This window comes from Pelotomaculum schinkii, from assembly GCF_004369205.1.
Lineage (GTDB): Bacteria > Bacillota > Desulfotomaculia > Desulfotomaculales > Pelotomaculaceae > Pelotomaculum_C > Pelotomaculum_C schinkii.
Genome location: NZ_QFGA01000002.1, coordinates 736,294 through 751,328, shown reverse-complemented (window position 1 = coordinate 751,328; position 15,035 = coordinate 736,294). Strand labels below are relative to the sequence as shown.

Sequence of the window (15,035 nt, the reverse complement as noted above, 5' to 3'; positions counted from 1 at the left end):
TGGATGGAGTTAATCACACTGGTTAATGATCTCCCCATAGAAAAGCAAAAACCTTTTGCCGACCGCATTGAAGGTATGATCAGGGGTGAAGTCTAAACCGCTGACAACCTGGATAATGGAAAATACCGGTTAATCTTACGAGGCGATCACATCGCCTTGTTTTCGTTATAAGCATATATCTTGTCTCTAAGACCCCTGTTATATCATATTGAAAGGCAGTGTGGCGGGCTCCCATTTTTTCTTCAAGAAAGCTCCCTTGTGCTTTTCCATTAATTCATGAAAATCCTTGTCATTATCCCAGTTTGGTTTAGCAAACAAAGCTGCAAAAGCCTGCCGGGAACTCTCCGGGTATCTTTCAACCATTTTACGGAACGGCAATGTGGAGATGCTGTCACTCTCAAGGTAGCCCGTAATCACTTCCCTGTGCTCTTCATCCTCCAATAGACGCGGATTTTTAAAAGGCGCCATAAACGACTCAAAGCCGGGATAAAAGTTCAGGCCTTCCCTCTCGTCAAAAATTAAGCCAACGTTGTCATTACGAGTAAGGGCTTCAGGAAATTCCATCTTCGGCGCCGCAGCCGGATACTCGCTCTTTTTCTCCTCCGGCATGTTGTGCAGGGTTTTCTCAATATGATAGTGGTTGAAATTGTCAAATGCTTCGTCCAATTTGTGGCCGGGAAGTGTGATTAAATCGTCACCGAAATAAGAGATGAAACTATCTCTGTATTTCCTTTGTATTTCCCAGGCCTGATCATATTTCGCGGATGAATTGGACTGCGCTATTTTCGCAGCCAGGTCCTGCAGGGCCTTTTTATCGCCGGGAGGCAAAAGGTACATATTTCCGCTGAATAAATATATATCATCTAATGGAATAAGCCTCGACATAACCAGACCGCCGGGTTTTAAACGCTCCAGTGTCTCCGGACCCGTTATGGAGGCCGCGGTATATTCCTGCTGATCAACCAGGTTAAATAGCCTTACCGAATCAGCTTCCAGAGCTTTCACTTCAAAGATGCCTTCAAATGAGTCTTTCCAGCGCTCAAGGATTTGAATTTCCAGCCCGGATAATGCCCGGTGTTTTTTTATAAAGCGGTCGATCAGTGTATCGCCTTTTTGGAAGCGGAAGCAATGGATCAGCCAGTCGATGCCGTTTGCCATGACGTCTTCACGGAGCGCATGGTTTTTTGCGTATCTGGTCAGGATAATCGGTTTATACTTTTGCTCTCTTTTTTTATAATAATTTACTAGATCGCTTTTTAATTGTTGCGCGGTTGCAATGTGTTCCAAGGTTTCTTTTGCAAGTACCAATGACTATCGCCACCTCTCTAACTTGGGTTGCAAGTTCGGCTTTTATATATTTCTATTGGATATGTTAAGTTCCTTTTTCCTATATAAATATTCACATCTTAAACCTTACCGAGAAAGTGGTCCCGGTAGGCCCGGTCTCTACTTGGATGGTAGCATTGTGTCTGGCGGCAATACTGTAACACATTGCCAACCCCAGGCCGGTTCCATTGTCTTTAGTAGTGAAGAAGGGGGTTCCCAATTTTTCGAGGACGGCGGGTTCAATACCTTTTCCCGGGTCCCGCACTGCCAGGACTATGACGTTTTCGTCTTGGAATGTTTTTATTTTCATTTTCTGACCGGGGGACATGGCCTCGAAACCATTGCGTACCAGGTTGAGGATTAGCTGGCGGATCTCTTTGTCGTCCAGGGCTATTTCCGGTATAGCATTTAGTTCAAATTCAATGTGTTTATCAGCAACCATGCCGTCAGCCATAATTAATGGAGATAAAGCCTGTACGATATGGTTAAGGTTTTGGGCCTTTTGCACAACTGCTTTGTTTTTGGCGAGGGAAAGAAACTCTGTAATAATTGTATTGGCCCGGTCCAGTTCTTCTATCATAAGGTTCAGATGTTCCTTATATGGGGCAAACTCTTTTCTTGTGCAAAATATTTGTAAAAAACCACGTACACTTGTCATCGGGTTTCTTATTTCATGGCCGATACCCGCCGCCATTTCTCCTACCAGGTCCAGCCTGTCGAGACGTGCCATTTCCTTTTCAAACTGCATTTTTTCTGTGATGTCCCTGATCACAGCAAGAAAACACCTTTCACCACCGAGATATATTTCGTCTCCTGAAAAGAGGCCGGCTCTCTTCTCACCGGTTTTCGTGTGAAATACGAATTCCATATTATGTATTGGCCACTGGTCACTGGATTTAATAATATTTTCATATAGCGCTATGTTTTCATTTATGTACCTTTCGTAAATGGTATGGTTCAACAGCTCTTCACGCTTAAAACCCATTGTCCTCAACCAGCTTTCATTTGCGTCAATGAAACATTTTCTGGACAAGGATATGATTGCCTGAAGAACAGGGCTGGCATTAAAGGCTTTGTTAAAACGTTCTTCCGATGTGCGCAGGGCTTCCTCCACTTGCTTTTGTTGAGTAATGTCAAACATAATGCCCTGCACATAGAGGGGGCGGCCATCAAAGTCCCGGGTTATATTGGCTTCATCTTTCATCCATAAAACACTGCCGTCATGGGCAACCATTCGATATTCTGATTGAAAAGGCTTATTGTTTACATGGAAAAGGGACAGCTCAGCCAAGACCCGCTCCCGGTCATCCGGGTGCAGTTGTTTATGCCAGGTATCCGGTTCGGCCTCAAAATCTGCCTGAGTAAAACCAAGTATTCTTTCTATTTGAGGGCTTACGTATATAGTGGTGCTGGTTTTATCAAGCCGGGTGATATATGTTATCGCGGGAATTCGCTCTACCAGGGTCCGGTATTTTGTTTCTGACTCCTGTAATGCTTGTTCCGCCAGCTTACGCTTGGTTATATCATGCCCTACGGATTGGAACTCAACCAGATGGCCCTGTTCGTTAAATATCCCCCGGTTGGTCCAGTGCTGCCAGCGATTTTCACCCCAGGACATTAAAACATTCAGTTCAATAGTTGCAACAGGGTTTTTGGTATTAATGGTTGAAAAATGTTCTTCAAGTTGTTTCATGGCATTTACACCAATAAATGTCCTAAGATTGCTTCCTAGCAGTTCCTCTCGTTTTATGCCGAAGTAGCGACAGTAAGCTTCGTTAACAAAGGTTATAGTTCCCCCCGGCAGGTGACGGCAGATAAACTCGGTTTGGTCTTCAACTATGGCGCGATAGCGGGCTTCACTCATTTCCAGGTCTTCTTTTATTTGTTTGCTTTCGGTAATGTCAACCATTAATTCCAGCGCCAGCCTGGAGCCGTCCATATCATTGTAGGGATAGTCATAAACCTGGTACACCCTGCCGTCTAAACTGGTCCACTCCCATTCCACGGTGGTTTTAGTTTTAAGCACACTTAGTGTCGGGCAGTGTGAACAAGGTTTATTTTGTTTTCGATAGACTTCATAACAAGGTTTTCCTATGGAGTCGCCAAAACGCTCGCGGAAGTAAAGGTTGGCAAAAGATATCGAATAGTCTTTTGTGATCAGACAAACAAAGGCGGGCAGCCTGTCCAGTACGTAATAAAGCCTTTGCCTCTCGGCCTTCAGCGCTGACTCCGCCTGTTTATGCTTGGTAATATCCCGTATTGATTCGACAGCTCCTACGAGACTGCCATGTTTATCAAATAGCGGCGCCGCAACGCCCCACATAATGGATTCAATGCCGCTAAAGGGAAAACGGGAGTATTTTTCGGCAAATATTTTATTGTCCTGTCTATCGATATACATATATTTTTTTTCAATTTCCCGGTCATTCGAAAAAATGAGATCAATCAGGATTGGTTGTGGGCTTCCGTAAAAAGGTACAGCGTAAGCGTATTCACCTTTTCCCATAACAGCTTCTTTTGGCACGCCTGTCATTTCCGCAATGGCACGGTTCCAGGCGATAACTTTTTTATCCTGATCGATGACAAATGTCGCGTCGGGGAGAAATTCGATTATATCAAGAAGCCGCTGGTGGGCGGCGCGCAGCTTGTCCTCCGCAGGCTTGCGATCTGAAACAGCAGTCATAAAGGAATTAAAATACTTTATTTTTTCCTTGCAATCATATAACAATGACTCTGTTTGCTTGAGCTTGGTTCCCGTTTCTATAATATGCCGGCGCATTTCGACCAGTTCGTTGATAAGTTGTGCTTTTGGCTTGTTTTCATCTCTCATTCTTTAACCTCCATTCCGCCATTGGAGTAAATACCCAAAGTCAAGCAAGCTTCATTGTTTGACAATCACACCCCAATTACCTTCGGGAATTATGTCGAACCTTATTAGTTGAAAATTATTTTAAATGGATTAAAGATATTTAAGTATTAATTTGTATTATTGTTTTTTTAAAATAAACTCTAATGGATATTGTTTGTTTAACTTTATATAGCAAATTAATTGGTAATAGTACTATACTTTATAGTACTATATACTATATTGAAATTATTTATGGATACTATTTATTTTTTGTTCGGACTACTATATAATGTAATAAATTCAGTAATTATTAAACACAATAATAGTTCATTGTGGATAGATGTTATCCCGTCCAAATATTGTGAATTGAAAACTTCCCGAGCCAGTCCTATAAATAAAAATATTTTATAGAATGGATGCGGAGGTGTTCTTCACTAATACTCGTCCAAGTTGAAGACTTCAGAAGTGAAACCCCATAGTATGGTATCAATTGGGTTTAGACCATGTGACTTAAGGCTGTAACCTTTGTTTTTCTCACATGATTAACGTTGGGGGGTAAGCATATGTTGATGGCTAGAGATTTACTTCAGGCTGACGACGTTGATGTGGATTCACTTTACGACGAGTTTTTGCAAATAATAATTCACGGCGGTGGTTACAAGGGGATTGCCGATTTACTGGCACAGAAGCTTGAGGTAAGTGTCCTTATTGAGGATGAATTCTTCTTTGTGCAAGCGCGTTCTTTTTTTAATACCTCCACCTTTTCCAAAAAACAGAAGAAAAACGGAATTAAATATTGGAAGCCCCAGTATTTGGACCCAAGGATAATTGAATATGTACGCATGCTGCAAAATACTCTCCGGCCTGTGGTGATTCCAGAGTTGCCGGAGTACGGGATAACTTCAGCCAGACTGGTGTTTCCTGTGGTAATTAAAAATAAAATCAAGAAATACTTAAACATTTTTAAAAAAGATTTAAACTGGGAACAGATGAGAATTGCCAGAGCAGCGCTGCACAGCCTGGCGGTTATGGAAACCTGCCGCTATGCGCAAGTGGAACTGGAAGATAGAATTATGAAAAGTTTGGTCCTTGGCCTTATATCGGATAAAGATGAAGCAAGTAAAATTCATGGAGAAAAACAGGTCCTTGGTTTTGATCTGTCCCGGGAAGCTGTTTTTGCGGTTGTGCAAATTAAGGAGGCGCCGGGGAAATGGCAAATAGAAGAGGTTTTACGCAGCATAATCAGCGACCTTTATATAAATGCCAGCGCCATCGCCATTAATGATGAGCAGGCGGTGCTGCTGGTCCAACCATCGGAAGGCTACACGTTGGAATCAACGGTAGTGAATGAATCCCTTCAGGTGATATTTGAGGGCCTGAAGATGATTTTTTCCGGCTGTAAGGTTAAGATAGGTGTTGGACGCCAGTGCTTTAAGCCACGGGATTATAAGGTCGCTTATAACGAAGCCTGCCAGGCTCTCTCTTTTACGGGGCCCAAACAAGGGAGCGAAGAAGGCGTAATTTACTATCATTCTTTGAGGTTGATGGGAGTCCTGCTGCATCCGGTAAATGAGCAAACCTTGCCGGTATTTGTGCGTCTTATTTTGGGAAAACTGCACGATTATAGTATCGCCCATAATATCAACCTGATTGAGAGCCTGGAGTGTTATCTAAAGCACAATTGCTGTATCCAAAGTGCGGCGAGGGAGTTATTCATTCATCCCAACACTTTGAGGTACCGCCTGGAAAAGGCTGAAAAAGTATCCGGTCTTGACTTGGCGGACAATGATACAAAGCTGGAGCTTCAGCTGGCTATTAAGCTCTACAGGTATCAGGGAGATCTTCTCTGGAAGGTCTAACTTACAAATAATTAAAAGGTCCGGTTGTCCGAAAATCTGGCAGCCGGGCCTTTTTGTATGAAGTTAACAAAAACAAAGTATCTTTATGTGTAAGGTTTGTCAGAAGAGCTAATAGATTATATGAATTGTTTGCATTACAATTTATATATATAATGAAATGTCATGGTTTAACGCATTTCATAATAAGGTAAAAAAATCACAATAAAATGTCTTAAATAGGTAGTTAATAATATTATAGGGCGTATGAACAATGGAGCAATTATTATCGAATATAGAGGTTATTCTTCTCCATATTGTAAATGAAAAACCATCCTACGCCTATGAAATTGATAAGGCTATTGAATTGCGGGAAATGAAGAGATGGGTCAGGATCGGTGTGGCCTCTATCTATAGGGTGTTAATAAAGTTAGAAGAAAAAGGCTTGGTTTGCTCAAAAAATGAAAAAGAGGGTAAAATGCCTGAAAGGAAAAGGTATTATATTACAGATTCCGGCCGGGCGGCTTTGGTTGAAGTTTCGAAAAGACTGCTTTCTAATCTCGAATGGTATTACCTGGATCTTAATGTTGGGCTTGAAGCCTGCAATTTGCTGTCTCCAGGCGAAATAAACAGCTGTTTAAAAAAAAGGCTTGCGAAAGTTAGAGCAAACATACAAGGAATGAAAGAAATCTATACATCTGAGGAAGATCTCAAAAATAAGAAAAGAATCATTATTAAAAATCTAATTTATTTACGCGGAGCAGAAGAAAAAATTTTACAGGATGTTATACGAAAAATAGGTATCGATGAGTAAGCATTTGAACCATTTAAATAAATCAATATCGTTCAGTCTAAAAAGGTGTAAGCGTGGAAGAAAATTCCTTGTTTACGCCCTGTCTTGTTATGCTGGGCTCCTGGAATTGGAATAGGCGTTTGAAAATGATTGTGATAGGAATCACTTTTTTCGAGCTATGTCGAGGAGGAATAATATGAGGATTGCGGTTCTGATGAAACAAACTTTTGACACTGCGGCAATAATCAGTTTGGATGCCAGTGGGCAAATTGAGCGCCAGGGTGTCAACCTGATTATCAATCCCTACGACGAATTTGCCGTTGAAGAGGCTCTGCGGCTTAAGGAGAAGCACGGCGGGGAAGTTACAGTCATTTCGGCAGGAGCGCCGGAAACCCAGGACGCCATGCTCCAGGCCCTGGCCATGGGGGCCGATAAAGCAATACTGGTTACTGACGACAATATGGCCGGCAGCGACGAATATGCCGCCGCTCTGGTACTGTCCAAAGTACTGGGCGGCCTGGAGTTTGACCTGTTGCTGGCGGGCTGGCGCGCTGTTGATGATGGTTCCGCTCAAGTGGCGGTAAGAGTGGCCGAATTGCTTGGCTTGCCCCAGGTAAATGTTGTCACCAGGCTCACCATTGAGGACGCCAAAGCTGTTGCCACCAGGGATATTGAAGGCGGCAGCGAGGTCGTGGAGGTCCCCCTGCCGGCCTTGATTACCGCCCAAAAGGGCCTCAACGAGCCACGCTACCCTACCATGCGAGGGATCATGCAGGCCAAGAAAAAACCTTTCCAAAAGCTTTCTTTGTCCGAACTCGGCCTTGATGCCGCTCAAATCGCGCCAAAAGTGAAGGCGATTTCCTATTTCCTGCCCGCGCCCCGGGCCGCCTGCAAGCTTGTGCCCGGCGAAGCGCCGGAAGCCGCGCGTGAATTATGCCGTATCTTACGGGAAACAGCCAAAATTATCTAAGGAGGGAAAAGCCACATGGCAAAGGGTATCTGGATTTTTGCAGAGCACCGTGATGGAAAAATAAAAAAAGTAACCCTTGAACTGTTAAGCGCCGGCCGCAAGCTTGCAACAGAGACCGGTGAAGAAGTGAGCGCCCTCCTTTTCGGCAAAGGAGTTTCCGGTTTGGCTTCCACGCTGGCAGAATATGGCGCCGATAAAGTCTACCTGGCTGATGACGATATGCTGGCCCAATATACTACCGACGCCTACAGCAAGGCGCTGGGCGACCTGATTATGGAAAAAGAGCCTTCCGTGTTGTTGCTTGGCTGCACCGTGCTGGGCCGCGACCTGGCCGCCAGGGTGGCCCAGAAAGTAAAGACCTGTCTTATGTCCGATTGCACCGGCGTGGAACTGAGCGGCGGGCAGCTTGTCTTTGTGCGTCCGGTTTATGCCGGCAAGGCTTTCGTAAAGGCGGTATGCCCCGAGCTAAAGCCCGTGATGGCCACGGTTCGCCCCAATGTGCTCACTGCTGACGAGCCGCGGGCCGGGCGCGGCGCTGAAGTGGTAAATGTAGCTGTTCATCTGGAAAAAACAGACTTAAGGCAGGTTATCAAAGACGTTGTGATGCAGATTTCCACCCGTCCGGAACTGACCGAGGCCAATATTATCGTTTCCGGCGGCCGCGGTATGAAGGGGCCGGAAAACTATAAAATTCTGGAGGAACTGGCTGATGTCCTGGGTGCGGCGGTGGGCGCTTCCCGGGCCGCTGTCGACTCCGGCTGGATTCCCCAAAGCTTTCAGGTAGGCCAAACCGGCAAGACCGTTTCACCTGCCTTGTATATTGCCTGCGGTATTTCAGGCTCAACCATGCACCTGGCCGGGATGAGCTCATCCAAATGCATCGTGGCCATTAACAAGGATCCCGAGGCGGACATCTTTAAGGTAGCGGACTACGGCATCGTTGGCGATTTGTTTGAGGTGGTGCCTCTCCTCACTGAAGAGTGCAAAAAACTATTGGCGTCATGAAAGGGGTGAGTGGTATGTTGAAAGCCATTATTCTTGCTGCGCTATTGGGGATGTCGTTCCCGGTTGCAGGGCATATCTTAAGCCGCAGCATCACAAGTCAATGGCAGCGATTTGGCGTCTCGGTCATCTGCCTGTTTGTCTCCATCCTTGTTACTTACAGCATTGCCCTGATATTTCACTGGGGAGCATCTTAATTCACCTATAATATTGACAAAGGAGTTGATAAAAAATTGAATATCAGATTGGCTAAGTCAGCGGTCGATACTGTGGGCAAGACCGGCCAAACGGAGGGGCTGCAGCATTTGATCAGTCAAATGACGCCCCAGTCGCTAAAAGAAAGAATGTTAAAGGAATGTTCCTATATCTGCTCGGATGAAGAGGCATTCACTGTTTATATGGCGCTTGGGTTGGGCAAGCCTCTTTTGGTTGAAGGACCGCCTGGCAGCGGCAAAACAGAGGTAGCGAAAGTTTTGGCGACACTCCTGGATGCGGAGTTGATTCGCCTGCAGTGCTATGAAGGACTGGATGAGGGAAAAGCGCTGTATGAATGGAACTACCAAAAACAAATCCTTGATATCCAAAGAGGCGGCAAAAACGATGTCTTTGGGGCGGATTATTTACTCCCAAGACCTCTGCTGGCCGCCATTCAGGCTGAGAAAACCCCTGTTTTGCTTATTGATGAAATTGACAAAGTGGATCCGGAGTTTGAGGCTTTCCTTATGGAGATCCTTTCGGACTTTCAAGTATCAATACCGGAATTTGGTACCGTAAAGGCTGCGTCTCATCCCCCGGTAATATTAACTTCAAATGCTGTGAGAGACTTAGGTGACGCGCTGCGCAGAAGGTGTGTCTATTTATATATTGACTTTCCGACGATGAACCGGGAGGCTACCATCCTGATGCGCAAGGTTGATGGTCTTCGCCCTGCTTTAGCTCTGCAGATTGCCCGTACCATGCACTTGTTGCGGGTAGAGTTGCAGCTCTTAAAACCCCCGTCCATATCGGAAAGCCTGGACCTGGCCCAGTCTGCAGTAAATATCAAGTTGTCCGCCTTAGAACCTACGTTCCTGAATACATTGAACTCGCTCTTTTTAAAGACCAGGGAGGATCAAGAGTCGTTTAGGAAGAAAGGTGGCGGGAAATGGGTGTGCAAAAACCTCTAACTCTTGAAATTATCAGAGAGCAATGCCAGAACTACTGGGAATGGCTTGCAGCACTTTTCAGGTTGCCTGTTAAAAAACTACCCACTGATACCCAGAGGCTGAAGTCCGGCCCCGGCGGTGTTTTAGCAATACCTGCCGATGAGCCTGCCGTATATCAGGGCCGCAAGGGTACCAAACCCTTATCAGGAGAGGGGCTGGTCGTTAATACTGAACGAGTCAGCAGTGGGTATTTGACAGTTCAGGAAGACGAGATAACTGAAGATGACGTGCAAGATGCCAGAATCCAGATGCGTAAAATTGCGCAACGGCTGGTTTCTACGCTGTCCCGTAACCGCAGGCGCAGCAAAGTGAATGTGCAGATTGACTACAGGAGGTCTTTGCGACGTTCCATCCAAACGGGTGGAGTAATGATTGATCTTAAGTATAAAACCAGGGTTATTAAAAAACCCCGGCTCGTAATCATCCTGGACACTTCCGGTTCGATGCAGGTATGGATCAAGATGCTGATCCAACTAATTCAGGCGGTTGGCCTTGAGTTGTCGAAAAAGGAAATCTTTATCTTTGCCCAGGATCTTGAACATGTAACGAAAGATCTCGGGAAGACCTGGCAGGACACTGTCAGTGTCATGCAGTTAAGGGAAAACTGGGGCGGTACAACGAGTATTTACTATGCTCTAAAAACATTGCAGGAAGATCATCATGACAAGTTCTCACCTCAAACGGTTGTGCTCATGCTATCAGACCTGTTTACTTCAGAACCCGAGAAATCTTCTCTGGAAGTAAGAAAACTTTACCGCAAGACAAAAGCCTTCTATATCTTCCGCGTAGTTGTAGACGAGGAGGAGGATATGTCTTATTTTGATACCTATGTCCGTCCCTTTATCGGATCAGCTACAGGACTGTTTGATGTTAAAAACCTGGAGGGTATGGCCGAGGCGGTTAGAAGAGTGTGTATCAGGTAGTTCCCCAATTTTTATGAGAGAAGGTGCTTAAAATTGTCCTATGACCGTGAAATAGATATACCTTTTGACGTCTTGAGGCTTGATGATTATACTTATGTGGTGCCGCACGGCATTCCGATAAAAACCGAACCGCTGATTAAGGCTGGTGTCGACAGGATTTCACTGGCCAATAGAAATGTTACGGTTGGTCCAACAGACCCTGAGGATACAACTGAGGAATTTGCTTCTCATCCGCTATTTCCGGCCGATGAATATTTGTCGGTAAAAGCGAATCCACCAATGCTTACCAGGTTCTCCAATGACCTTTTGGATTTGCTGGGAATTACCATTGAAGTAATCTATGATTATTTTTCCGAGGCGAACCAGAGAATACTGAATGTGGAACCATCTCAACTCTCTATCTCCAAGGGCCGACTTATTATTGGTGAGATCCCTGCAGAGCCGATGATGATAATCTGGACCGGGGCTAGTTTTGCAGTTGTCCCAACTTCAACCAGGCTTGTTTCTCCGGAGGTGGCAGTTGAGGAAGTAGATGGTTCCATTGCAGGAGGCCAGTTTCGGTGTAAATATGGGATGCTTGACATAATCCGGAGATGAAAAGCTTATCGAATCGCGGGGAATGTGAAACCATATTTGTATGATAATAATACAAATAAATTACTTCGGATAGCCGTTAAGCCCCTGGTCAGTCAGGTTTATCCAACGAAATATACAGTCCGGCTGCCGTTATATCTGGCAGCCGGACTGTTTTGTATAGTGTTAACAAAAATAATTTCTGTTTATGCTTAAGGTTTGTCAAAAGAGTCAATAGATTGGGCGAACAACTGTAGATATAATTTAGTTGTAATAGTTCTCAAATGTACAAAGCGGGCAGTTAAACTAATACATCTAATACTACTATATATTATACTACAGCGCAATATTTTTTTGATAATTGAATATAGAAAAAGGATTATTTGAAAGCTGTTATTTTTTTCATGTATTACTATAATCAATATTAAAACTTAGTATTATATTACAGCCAATAATATAGCCTGTGAAATTGTTGCTAATTTGCGAAACGTAACTGTATTTGAAGAAAAGGAGGCTAGCGTGACGCAATGGTGAAAGGGGGAATGGAAGAAATCTAGCCAACTGAAAGTTTATGCAGCAAATTTAATAGGCAGTTATTTAAAACCCAGTTTGGTTTCCATTCAGTGAGAGGGCTTCTTGTAGAATGTTCTCAAAAACTGGTCTATGGGAATACATGGTTAAAGTTTTTTTATCTGAAAGGAGGAACAAAATGAGCATCAAGGACGCGTTAGCAAAGATTGTTGGGAAGGAGAACGTCAGCGACACAGTGGAAGACCTTCAACTGTATGCTAAAGATTTGAGTCTCCTTCCGTCAGGCATGGCAGACGCCGTGGTATGGCCTGGTAGCTCGGAAGAAGTAGGAAAGGTCGTTGCATACTGCAACGAAAATAACATCCCTGTAGTGCCCGTTAGTTCCCGGACACACTTGTACGGTTCCAGCATACCGAAACAGGGTGGCGTTGTTGTCGATATGAAGAGGATGAATAAAATCCTCGAGATTGACAAAGCCAACCGCTTGGCCAGGTTTGAAGCCGGTGTAACGTGGGGCCAGTACTGCGCTGCTTTGAAGGAACAGGGTATGCGGACTATTATGCCGCTGCTGCCCCGCCCGGACCGTTCAGTATTATCCGACACCTTGGACAGGGCTGTTCCGACGAATATCGTTTATGATTATGGTGAGCCGACCCAGTCGATGGAAGTTACCTGGGCTGACGGTTCCATCTTTAGAATGGGTTCTGCATCCGTTAACGGTTTCCCCGATTCAAAATCAAGAGGCGCCAATCCCTCCGGCCCAGGCCTTGACTTCTACCGTTTTATGCAGGGCTCCCAGGGCACCATGGGTATTGTCAACTGGATGAGCGCCAAGATTGAACACCAGACCAAAATAGACAAGATCTATTTTGCTCCGGTTACCGATCTGGAATATGCCAACAACTTCCTGCACAGGATCCTTCCGAGAAGGATTGGCCAGGAATGCCTCCTCCTCAACAACGTTGACCTCGCCGCAATCATTGCCGACAAGGCTGAGGATTTTGACGAACTCGCCGCCAAGCTCCCGCCGTGGACACTCATCCTGACCATCAGCGGCGTTATGAGAAGGCCGGAAGAAAAAATCGCCTACGAAGAAAAATTCCTCACTGAAGTTTTACGTGGTGAATTCACCGATATGCCGCTTTCTGATAAACTGCCCGGCTTCCCCGGCCTGGGAAGAAAACTTATGCCGATGCTTAGGTCTCCGTGGCCGGCAGATGTCAAGTACTGGAAGGATCGCTTAAGAGGCGGCGTCCAGGATATCTTCTACATCACCAGACCTGGCAAGGCAAAAGAACAAGTTGCGATTATGGATGCAATCGCCGCCAAGAACGGTTATCCCATCGCCGATATCGGCAAATACATCCAGCCGATCGAGCACAACCGTGCCGCCCAGGTTGAATTCAGCCTGTTCTACAACCCGGAAGACGAGCAGGAAAAAGCCATGGTTGCCAAGATCAACCGTGAAGCCGCAGCTGCTCTCATGAACGCCGGCGCTTTCTTCTCAAGGCCTTACGGCGAGATCGCTGACATGGTATACGACAAAGCTGCCAGCTACACCATGACCTTGAAGCGTGTTAAGAAAGTATTCGACCCCAACAATATTATGAATCCCGGAAACTTGTGTTTCTAAGGAGAAAGGAGGAAGAAACATGGCAAAATATGATCAGTTGGCGGGCCCTCATAATTTAGGAAAAGAAGCATCTGTAGTTGATAAACTAGGTGACCGCTATGATACGCCAAAAACGCCACTCACTTTTGATATTACCAACCTGAAGAATTTTGTCTATGACATGGAGCACTGCATTAAGTGCAAAGGGTGCTACTGGGTAGAGCATACCTACAACCCCGGCATGTCTTTCCCGGTCAGATGCGCCAGCAACCTCTGGAATGACTTTGACGCTTACGGCGCCATGGGCAAAATGAGAATCGGCCTGGCCATTGAAGAAGGCAGACTGCAATGGACGGACAAGCTCCTGGAAATCCTCTATGCCTGTACGCTGTGCGGAGCCTGTGACGTGGGTTGCAAACGTAACCTCGACCTGGAAATCGAGTTGTCCCTTGAGGCCCTGAGGGTCAAGGCTGTCAAAGACGGCGCCGCTCCTCTGCCGGCTCACAAGAAGGTCGTCGACAATATCGCCAAAAAGAATAACTATTTCGGGGCCACTGAAAGCAGAACCAAGTGGGTAACGAAAGACATCAAAGTTGCCGACAAGGCCGATGTCCTCTACTTTGTAGGGTGTTCTTCCGCCTATGTCAATCCCGCTATCGCACAGGCGACGGCGAAGATCTTCAACGCCACCGGCACTCCCTTCATGCTCTTGAAAGACGAGAAGTGCTGCGGCAACACTCCCTTCTCCATTGGTATGTTTGATGAAGCCAAGAAAATGGCCGAAGCCAACGTTGCTGCAGTGAAGGCCACAGGCGCTAAAACCCTGGTGACCAGCTGCGCTGAATGCTATCGTATGTGGAAGGTCGATTATCCGAAGATGCTCGACATCGCCACGGAAGACCTTGGCTTTGAAGTCCTGCACCTGATTGAATTTGCCGACAAAGCGCTGGCAGCAGGCAAGCTGAAGTTGACCAAACCGGTTGACGTGCGCTTCACCTACCATGACGCATGCAGCGTCAGCAGACTGTGCGACCCCTGGAAACCTTATAAGGGCGAACGCGGCTGGATGGGTATGATTTATCCCGGAATGCTGAGAAGGCGTGGCAGACAAGGCCTCTATGCGCAAACCCGCAACCTGTTGAATGCTATCCCCGGCGCTGACTTCACTGAAGCGATCAGGATCCGTGAGAATGCGTTCTGCTGCGGCGGCGGTCGTGGCACGAAAGAAGCTTATCCGGAATTCTCCAAATTTGCGGCCAACCATCGCTTGGAAGAGGTTAAAGCAGTTGGAGCCGAGGTTCTTGTATCCGCTTGCCCGTGGTGCAAGAGCAACTTTGCCCAGGTTGCCAAAGAAGACGGCGGCAGCGTGAAAGTTATGGATATAGCTGAGCTTATCGCTGCCTCAGTTGAAATATAA

The 15,035-nt window shown here is 45.8% G+C and carries 12 protein-coding genes; 10 read left to right on the top strand and 2 right to left on the bottom strand.

The genetic code is table 11. The features are described 5' to 3' along the window. Positions 1-198: 198 nt before the first annotated feature. Both Psch_RS14535 and Psch_RS14530 read right to left on the bottom strand, forming a co-directional pair. Positions 199-1,308 carry a DUF7986 domain-containing protein gene (locus tag Psch_RS14535; RefSeq protein WP_190258599.1) on the bottom strand — a complete coding sequence of 370 codons (1,110 nt, stop codon included), beginning with the start codon at positions 1,306-1,308 and terminating at the stop codon, positions 199-201. Between the two features lie 91 nt (positions 1,309-1,399). Further along, positions 1,400-4,156, bottom strand: coding sequence for a PAS domain-containing protein (locus Psch_RS14530; RefSeq protein WP_190258598.1), 2,757 nt, complete (start codon positions 4,154-4,156; stop codon positions 1,400-1,402). Positions 4,157-4,737: 581 nt separating this feature from the next. Here Psch_RS14530 and Psch_RS14525 point away from each other — a divergent pair. From Psch_RS14525 to Psch_RS14480, 10 genes are all read left to right on the top strand, one after another. After that, a complete protein-coding gene (locus Psch_RS14525; RefSeq protein ID WP_134218924.1) occupies positions 4,738-6,033 on the top strand; it encodes a PucR family transcriptional regulator in 1,296 nt (431 codons plus the stop codon). A 250-nt stretch (positions 6,034-6,283) separates the two neighbouring features. Beyond that, positions 6,284-6,823 (top strand): PadR family transcriptional regulator, encoded by a 540-nt coding sequence (locus tag Psch_RS14520; protein WP_134218923.1) that lies wholly within the window; start codon positions 6,284-6,286, stop codon positions 6,821-6,823. Positions 6,824-6,998: 175 nt separating this feature from the next. Next, entirely contained in the window at positions 6,999-7,772 is a 774-nt protein-coding gene (locus Psch_RS14515; protein ID WP_134220449.1) for an electron transfer flavoprotein subunit beta/FixA family protein, read from the top strand. Between the two features lie 15 nt (positions 7,773-7,787). After that, positions 7,788-8,777, top strand: a complete 990-nt coding sequence (locus Psch_RS14510; protein ID WP_190258597.1) for an electron transfer flavoprotein subunit alpha/FixB family protein — start codon at positions 7,788-7,790, stop codon at positions 8,775-8,777. A 14-nt stretch (positions 8,778-8,791) separates the two neighbouring features. After that, positions 8,792-8,971: a hypothetical protein gene (locus Psch_RS14505; RefSeq protein WP_134219028.1), complete on the top strand. Its 180-nt coding sequence runs from the start codon at positions 8,792-8,794 to the stop codon at positions 8,969-8,971. 36 nt (positions 8,972-9,007) lie between these two features. Further along, positions 9,008-9,940, top strand: a complete 933-nt coding sequence (locus Psch_RS14500) for an AAA family ATPase (protein ID WP_243124132.1) — start codon at positions 9,008-9,010, stop codon at positions 9,938-9,940. Next, on the top strand, positions 9,919-10,902 hold the full coding sequence (locus Psch_RS14495; protein ID WP_190258596.1) for a VWA domain-containing protein: 984 nt from the start codon (positions 9,919-9,921) through the stop codon (positions 10,900-10,902). The genes Psch_RS14500 and Psch_RS14495 overlap by 22 nt, the downstream gene beginning before the upstream one ends. 33 nt (positions 10,903-10,935) lie before the next feature. Continuing rightward, a complete protein-coding gene (locus Psch_RS14490; protein ID WP_134219026.1) occupies positions 10,936-11,499 on the top strand; it encodes a hypothetical protein in 564 nt (187 codons plus the stop codon). 685 nt (positions 11,500-12,184) lie between these two features. Beyond that, the gene (locus tag Psch_RS14485; RefSeq protein WP_190258595.1) at positions 12,185-13,639 is read left to right on the top strand and encodes an FAD-binding oxidoreductase; all 1,455 of its coding nucleotides are present in this window, start codon (positions 12,185-12,187) and stop codon (positions 13,637-13,639) included. Positions 13,640-13,658: 19 nt separating this feature from the next. Next, on the top strand, positions 13,659-15,035 hold the full coding sequence (locus Psch_RS14480) for a (Fe-S)-binding protein (protein ID WP_134219025.1): 1,377 nt from the start codon (positions 13,659-13,661) through the stop codon (positions 15,033-15,035).

Bases quoted from the DNA above. Each gene is read 5' to 3' on its own strand.
- Psch_RS14515 (WP_134220449.1), top strand. From the start codon at position 6,999: ATGAGGATTGCGGTTCTGATGAAACAAACTTTTGACACTGCGGCAATA.
- Psch_RS14505 (WP_134219028.1), top strand. From the start codon at position 8,792: ATGTTGAAAGCCATTATTCTTGCTGCGCTATTGGGGATGTCGTTCCCG.
- Psch_RS14485 (WP_190258595.1), top strand. From the start codon at position 12,185: ATGAGCATCAAGGACGCGTTAGCAAAGATTGTTGGGAAGGAGAACGTC.
- Psch_RS14480 (WP_134219025.1), top strand. From the start codon at position 13,659: ATGGCAAAATATGATCAGTTGGCGGGCCCTCATAATTTAGGAAAAGAA.
- Psch_RS14510 (WP_190258597.1), top strand. From the start codon at position 7,788: ATGGCAAAGGGTATCTGGATTTTTGCAGAGCACCGTGATGGAAAAATA.
- Psch_RS14520 (WP_134218923.1), top strand. From the start codon at position 6,284: ATGGAGCAATTATTATCGAATATAGAGGTTATTCTTCTCCATATTGTA.
- Psch_RS14525 (WP_134218924.1), top strand. From the start codon at position 4,738: ATGTTGATGGCTAGAGATTTACTTCAGGCTGACGACGTTGATGTGGAT.
- Psch_RS14495 (WP_190258596.1), top strand. From the start codon at position 9,919: ATGGGTGTGCAAAAACCTCTAACTCTTGAAATTATCAGAGAGCAATGC.
- Psch_RS14530 (WP_190258598.1), bottom strand. From the start codon at position 4,156: ATGAGAGATGAAAACAAGCCAAAAGCACAACTTATCAACGAACTGGTC.